Origin of the sequence: Streptomyces sp. NPDC049577 (genome assembly GCF_040675635.1) — a bacterium.
Taxonomy (GTDB): Bacteria; Actinomycetota; Actinomycetes; order Streptomycetales; family Streptomycetaceae; genus Streptomyces.
In genome coordinates, this window is sequence record NZ_JBFAPH010000394.1 from 1 (window position 1) to 5,422 (window position 5,422).

A 5,422-nucleotide genomic window follows, 5' to 3' on the forward strand; every position below is an offset into this window, starting at 1 on the left:
CGGCGCCGGCTCCCTTGGCGTCGACGACGAGGCCGTGGAGACCGTACTGGCCGCCGTCGGCGACGCGTTGATGGAGCTCCAGGCCGTACGGCAGCGGCGGGCCGTCGAGGACGCGGCCTTCGACAACATCTGGCGCGGCGAATAAATGCTTTGACACCCCACCGGCGGCCTCCTAGGTTTTCCCTCGCCCCTGTCGCCGTCGATCGGAGAAGGACGTTGCTCGTCTGAGGTCCCCGGACACCGCGCCGCGCAGCCACGCCGTCATCGCGTCCGCTGCCCGTGTTTCGTGTGCGACCTCGACGGATCAGCCGTCCTCCCGCCGGTGCGGGAACCCTCTTCGGCATCCCTCGCCCCTCATGGTCGCCCCGCGGTGTCCTCGCGCGCCGTACCCGCCGCCCGTCACCTCACGCGACCTTGCGAGGCCCGTATGTCTCTTTCCCCTGCTTCCTCCCCCTCCTTCATCACCTGCACGTCCCTCTCCTACGCCTGGCCGGACGGCACCACCGTCTTCGACGGGCTCCAGGCCGCCTTCGGTCCCGGCAGGTCCGGCCTCATCGGCGTCAACGGGTCGGGCAAGTCGACCCTGTTGAAGCTGATCGCCGGCGAACTCCGCCCGGCCGGCGGCACGGTGCGCGTGGCCGGCGAGGTCGGCTACCTGCCGCAGAACGTCACGCTGGACACCGCGCTCCGCGTCGAGGAGGTCCTCGGCATCGCCGGTACGCGGGCCGCGCTGCACGCCATCGAGGCGGGCGACGTCCGCGAGGAGCACTTCACCGCGGTCGGTGACGACTGGGACGTCGAGGAGCGCGCCACGGCGACCCTCGCCGGGCTGGGCCTGGGCCACATCGGCCTGGACCGCACCACCGGCGAGCTGTCGGGCGGCGAGTCGGTCCTGCTGCGCCTGGCGGCGCTGCTGCTGCGCCGGCCCGGCGTCCTCCTCCTCGACGAGCCCACCAACAACCTCGACCTGTACGCGCGCCGGCGGCTGTACGCGGCCGTCGAGGCGTGGTCCGGCGTCATGGTCGTGGTCAGTCACGACCGTGAGCTGCTGGAACGCGTGGACCAGATCGCCGATCTGCGGGCGGGCGAGGTCGCCTGGTACGGGGGGAACTTCTCCGCGTACGAGGAGGCGCTCGCCGCCGAGCAGGAGGCGGCCGAACGCCTGGTGCGGGTGGCCGAGTCCGACCTGCGCAAGCAGAAGCGCGAACTGGCCGAGGCCCAGGTCAAACTGGCGCGCCGCAAGCGGTACGGGCAGAAGATGTGGGACAGCAAGCGCGAGCCGAAGATCGTCATGGGTGAGCGCAAGCGCCAGGCCCAGGTTTCCGCCGGCAAGCACCGCATCATGCACGAGGAGCGGCTCGCCGGCGCGAAGGAGCGGCTCGACAGGGCGGTGGAGGCCGTGCGCGACGACGACGAGATCCGCGTCGACCTTCCGCACACGGCCGTGCCGCCGGGCCGCTCGGTGCTGACGCTGCGCGAGCTGTGCCTGCGCTACGGGGCCCGGGTCGAGGGGGAGTTCGAGCTGCGCGGCCCCGAGCGGATCGCACTCGTCGGCCGCAACGGCGCGGGCAAGACGACGCTGCTGCGCACGATCGCCGGCGAGCTGGAGGCGCTCTCCGGAGAGGCGGCGGCCCATGTGCCGCTGCGGTTCCTCCCCCAGCGGCTCGACGTGCTCGACGACGGGCTGACCGTCGTCGAGAACGTGGCGCGGTTCGCCCCGGAGGCGAGCGACAACGCGATCCGGTCCCGGCTGGCCCGCTTCCTGTTCAAGGGGGCCCGGGCCGGCCAGTCGGTCGCGACCCTCTCGGGCGGCGAGCGCTTCCGGGCCGCGCTGGCGGCGCTGATGCTGGCGGAGCCGGCGCCGCAGCTGCTGATGCTCGACGAGCCGACGAACAACCTGGACATGGCGAGCGTACGGCAGCTCACGACGGCTCTGGAGTCCTACGAGGGGGCGCTGATCGTGGCCAGCCACGACATCCGCTTCCTGGAGTCCCTCGGCGTGACGCGCTGGCTCCGTCTGGACGGCGCGCTGCGGGACACGACGCCGGAGGAGGTGCGGGCCGAGATGACCATGGACTGAGGCCGGGATCAGCCCGGAAGGTCTTCCAGGTGCCCCGTCGCGCCGAAGGCGACCAGGCGCAGGCCGGTGCCCTCGCGGTCCCAGCGGGAGACCGAGGCATTGGGTACCGGGACGCGTTCCGGGGCCGGGCCGCCGATGCCGGCGAGGACGTGGCGGGCGGCGATCACCACGACGTCGTGGGCGACGACGAGGACGCGCCGGCCGGGTGCGGCGTCGCCCAGCTCGGTGAGCAGGTCGCGGACGCGCAGGGCGACGTCGGCGGGGGACTCGCCGCCCGGCGGGCGGTAGTGCCACTCCCCCACCCGCCGGCGGCGGTCCGCCTCCTCGGGCGAGCGGGCGCGCACCGCTGTCGGCGGCATGAGTTCGAAGACGCCCGCCTCGCGGTCCCGCAGCCGCTCGTCGGTCAGCGCGGACGGAGGCATACGGTCCGGGTCCCCGACCTGGGCGGCCATGAGGTCCCAGGTCCGGGTCGCCCGCAGACAGGGCGAGCACAGGACGAGGTCCGGGGCGTCGCCGGGCCCGAGCGCGGCGAGCCAGCGGCCCGTCGCGCGGGCCTGGCGGACGCCCGGCTCCGACAGCGGGACGTCCGCGTCGGCGCAGTCCAGTACGGGCCCGGTGGCGCCCGTCTGCTCCGCCCGGGCGTAGAGCGCGTTGGCGACGCTCTCCGCATGGCGGACGATGGTGAGCCGCGCGAGTGCGCAGCGGAGGGGAAACGGCTCCTGCACGTCCGCTTACTGCCCAGGGGGCGTGGCGGTCACTCGCCCGCCGCGACCGGCTCCGTCTCGGACGGCTTGTCCGCTTCCTCCTCGGCGGCGGCCTTCGCCGCGGCGGCGCGCTTGGCCTTGATCCGCACGACGAGCAGCGAGCCGAGCCCGAAGAGGGCGGCGGCGGCCAGGCCGAGGTAGGAGAAGCGCTTCAGCCACTCCTCGGCGACCTTGCCCACCGTGTAGATGACGGCGACCGTACCGCCGGCCCAGACGATGCCGCCCAGGACGTTGGCGATGAGGAACTTCCAGTACGGCATCTTCAGCACGCCCGCCAGCGGGCCGGCGAAGATCCGCAGCAGGGCGATGAAGCGGCCGACGAAGACGGCCCACATGCCCCACTTCTCGAAGGACCGCTCGGCGGTGGCCACGTGGTCGGGGCCGAAGTGCCGGGGGAACTTCTGGCCGAGCCAGGTCAGGAGCGAGCGGCCGCCCTTGCGGCCGATCAGATAGCCGATGGAGTCGCCGATGATGGCGCCCGCGCTGGCGCTGATGCCGAGGACGTACGGGTTGATGTGGTCCTGGGTGGCGGCCAGCAGGGTGGAGCTGATCAGGACGAGCTCGCCGGGGAGCGGGATGCCCAGGCTCTCCAGTCCGATGACCCCGGCCACGAGAAGGTAGACGGCGACCGCCGGCACGGTTTCGAGCCACTCCTGGATGTGCAACGCCGGTTCCTCCCCGGTTGTACGACCTGCTTCCCGGCGCGCGCCGCGACGGGCGCACCCGGGAAGCCTACTGGAGGAGGAGACTCGTTCGAGGGCTCCGGGGTTGCCGCCCGGCACCTACTTGTTACCGGCCGCGGGCCCCGCGGACGGCCTCAGGCGTTGGGGCGCAGGGTCCACCAGATGGTCATCTCGCCCGTCTCGGCACCGTCCCCGCGCGTGATCGAGACGCGCACGGGGAACTCCGGGCGCTTGCCCTCGTCGAGCTCGGCGACGATCTCGGCCGCCGGGCGGCCCAGCTCCGCGGTCGCGGTGACGGGCCCCATGGCGAGCTTCTTGTACGCGATCTCGGACCGCACGGCCAGCGGCACGGCGCGCGAGAGCTGGTCGCCGAAGGCGGCCAGGACGATCGCGCCGCTCGCGGACTCGGCGAGGGTGAACATCGCGCCGGCGTGCGGGCCCCCGACGTGGTTGTGGAAGTCGGGCTGGTCGGGCAGGCCGAGGACGGCCCGCTCGGCGGTGATCTCGCCGAAGGTCAGGTTGAGGGTGCGGACCATGGGCACGGTGGCCGCGAGGGCCTCGCCGATCGAGGGCTGGGTCTGAGACATGCCCGAAAGTTACCAGCCGGTAGCCACGGTCGGGAAGGGGCAGCGATCAGGGCCGGCGGACCGGCCTCTATGGTTATCGGCCATGTGGCCAGGACAGCAGCCGCCCGGGGGCGCGCAGAACCCGCAGCAACCGAACCCGTACCAGCAGCCGGGTCCGCAGCAACCCAACCCGTACCAGCAGCCGGGATACCAGCAGCAGCCCAATCCGTACCAGCAGCCGGCCGTCCCGCCGGCCACCCCGCAGCCGGGCCCGTACGGGCAGCCGTCGGGCCAGTTCGGGCAGCCGGGTCAGCCGGGTCAGCCCGGTGCCCCGCAGTGGCAGGCCGAGGGCACGCTTCCCGGCGCCCCGCGCCCGCCGGAGAACCGCGGCAAGCGGACCACGGTCATCGCCATCACCGCGGCGGTGGCGGTCGTCGCCGCGGCCGTGGTCACGGGCGTGGTCGTGCTGGGCGACGACGGCAAGGACGACGGCCCCGGGAAGAACGAGGCAAAGGCATCGGCCTCCGCCCCGGCCGCCTCCTCCTCCGCGTCGGCGTCGCCGGGCGGCGGGGCGGGCGACCCCGAGGACAACCCGCGTGCGGGCGGCGAGGTCAAGCCCGTCGTCCCGGGCTGGAAGGCCGTGGTGAACGGCAAGCGGCACGACGTGTTCGACGTGCCGCCGGACTGGACGGTCGGCGCACCCAACGCCCTCCTCGTCTACCAGGACAACAGCAGCAAGGCGGACAACCCTCCCGGGGTCGGCATGTCGGGCGTCGCCTATTACAAGGAAGACGTGTGCGCCAAGAACGACACCCGGGGCGCGGCCGGCACCAAGGGCGCGCAGGGCGCGAAGGGCGACGGCCAGGAGGCGGCCGAGACCGAGGCGCTCAACTGGGTGTGGGCGCGCTTCGACCAGAAGAAGACGGGCAAGTTCAGCAGCACGAAGGCCAAGCCCTTCAAGAGCGACCACGGGATCTCCGGGTACACGGCCACGGCCACCGTCACCGGTGTGCAGAAGACCGACGGCTGCGTCACCGACGGCAAGTCCGTCACGGTCACCTACAAGGACAGCAACGGCGACTTCGCCACGTGGTGCCTGTTCAGTCCGCTGGCGGACAAGGACGAGATCCCCGACGACACCATCAAGAAGATCATGAGCTCCCTCCGGCCGCTCGCCTCCTCCTGACCGCTCCCCCGCCGCCGGGCCGGCCCCGGCCCGCCCGGTGGATCAGCCGATGGAGAAGGTCCCGCCCGGCGGTTCGGGCGACGCCACCGCGTCCGCGTCGCGCACGGGCCGCGCGCCGGCCGTGAAACGGCCGAGGGCGTCCC

5 protein-coding genes and 2 pseudogenes are annotated in these 5,422 nt (G+C 73.1%); 3 read left to right on the plus strand and 4 right to left on the minus strand.

Annotation, left to right across the window (positions count from 1 at the left end; translation table 11 throughout):
- A pseudogene (locus AB0K09_RS29265) lies at nt 1-145 on the plus strand (GPP34 family phosphoprotein); the annotation flags it as partial.
- A 282-nt stretch (nt 146-427) separates the two neighbouring features.
- A complete protein-coding gene (locus AB0K09_RS29270) occupies nt 428-2,080 on the plus strand; it encodes an ATP-binding cassette domain-containing protein (protein WP_366068428.1) in 1,653 nt (550 codons plus the stop codon).
- A gap of 8 nt (nt 2,081-2,088) precedes the next feature.
- On the opposite strand, the gene AB0K09_RS29275 is transcribed toward AB0K09_RS29270, so the two are convergent.
- From AB0K09_RS29275 to AB0K09_RS29285, 3 genes are all read right to left on the minus strand, one after another.
- Nucleotides 2,089-2,805, minus strand: a complete 717-nt coding sequence (locus AB0K09_RS29275) for a histidine phosphatase family protein (protein ID WP_366068429.1) — start codon at nt 2,803-2,805, stop codon at nt 2,089-2,091.
- A 29-nt stretch (nt 2,806-2,834) separates the two neighbouring features.
- A complete protein-coding gene (locus tag AB0K09_RS29280; RefSeq protein WP_366068430.1) occupies nt 2,835-3,509 on the minus strand; it encodes a DedA family protein in 675 nt (224 codons plus the stop codon).
- A 152-nt stretch (nt 3,510-3,661) separates the two neighbouring features.
- Nucleotides 3,662-4,114: a DUF4442 domain-containing protein gene (locus tag AB0K09_RS29285; RefSeq protein WP_366068431.1), complete on the minus strand. Its 453-nt coding sequence runs from the start codon at nt 4,112-4,114 to the stop codon at nt 3,662-3,664.
- A gap of 82 nt (nt 4,115-4,196) precedes the next feature.
- On the opposite strand from AB0K09_RS29285, the gene AB0K09_RS29290 reads away from it, so the two are divergent.
- Nucleotides 4,197-5,279 carry a hypothetical protein gene (locus AB0K09_RS29290; RefSeq protein WP_366068432.1) on the plus strand — a complete coding sequence of 361 codons (1,083 nt, stop codon included), beginning with the start codon at nt 4,197-4,199 and terminating at the stop codon, nt 5,277-5,279.
- Between the two features lie 42 nt (nt 5,280-5,321).
- Here AB0K09_RS29290 and AB0K09_RS29295 read toward each other — a convergent pair.
- A pseudogene (locus tag AB0K09_RS29295) lies at nt 5,322-5,422 on the minus strand (spermidine synthase-like protein); the annotation flags it as partial.

Bases quoted from the DNA above. Each gene is read 5' to 3' on its own strand.
- AB0K09_RS29270 (WP_366068428.1), top strand. From the start codon at position 428: ATGTCTCTTTCCCCTGCTTCCTCCCCCTCCTTCATCACCTGCACGTCC.
- AB0K09_RS29285 (WP_366068431.1), bottom strand. From the start codon at position 4,114: ATGTCTCAGACCCAGCCCTCGATCGGCGAGGCCCTCGCGGCCACCGTG.
- AB0K09_RS29290 (WP_366068432.1), top strand. From the start codon at position 4,197: ATGTGGCCAGGACAGCAGCCGCCCGGGGGCGCGCAGAACCCGCAGCAA.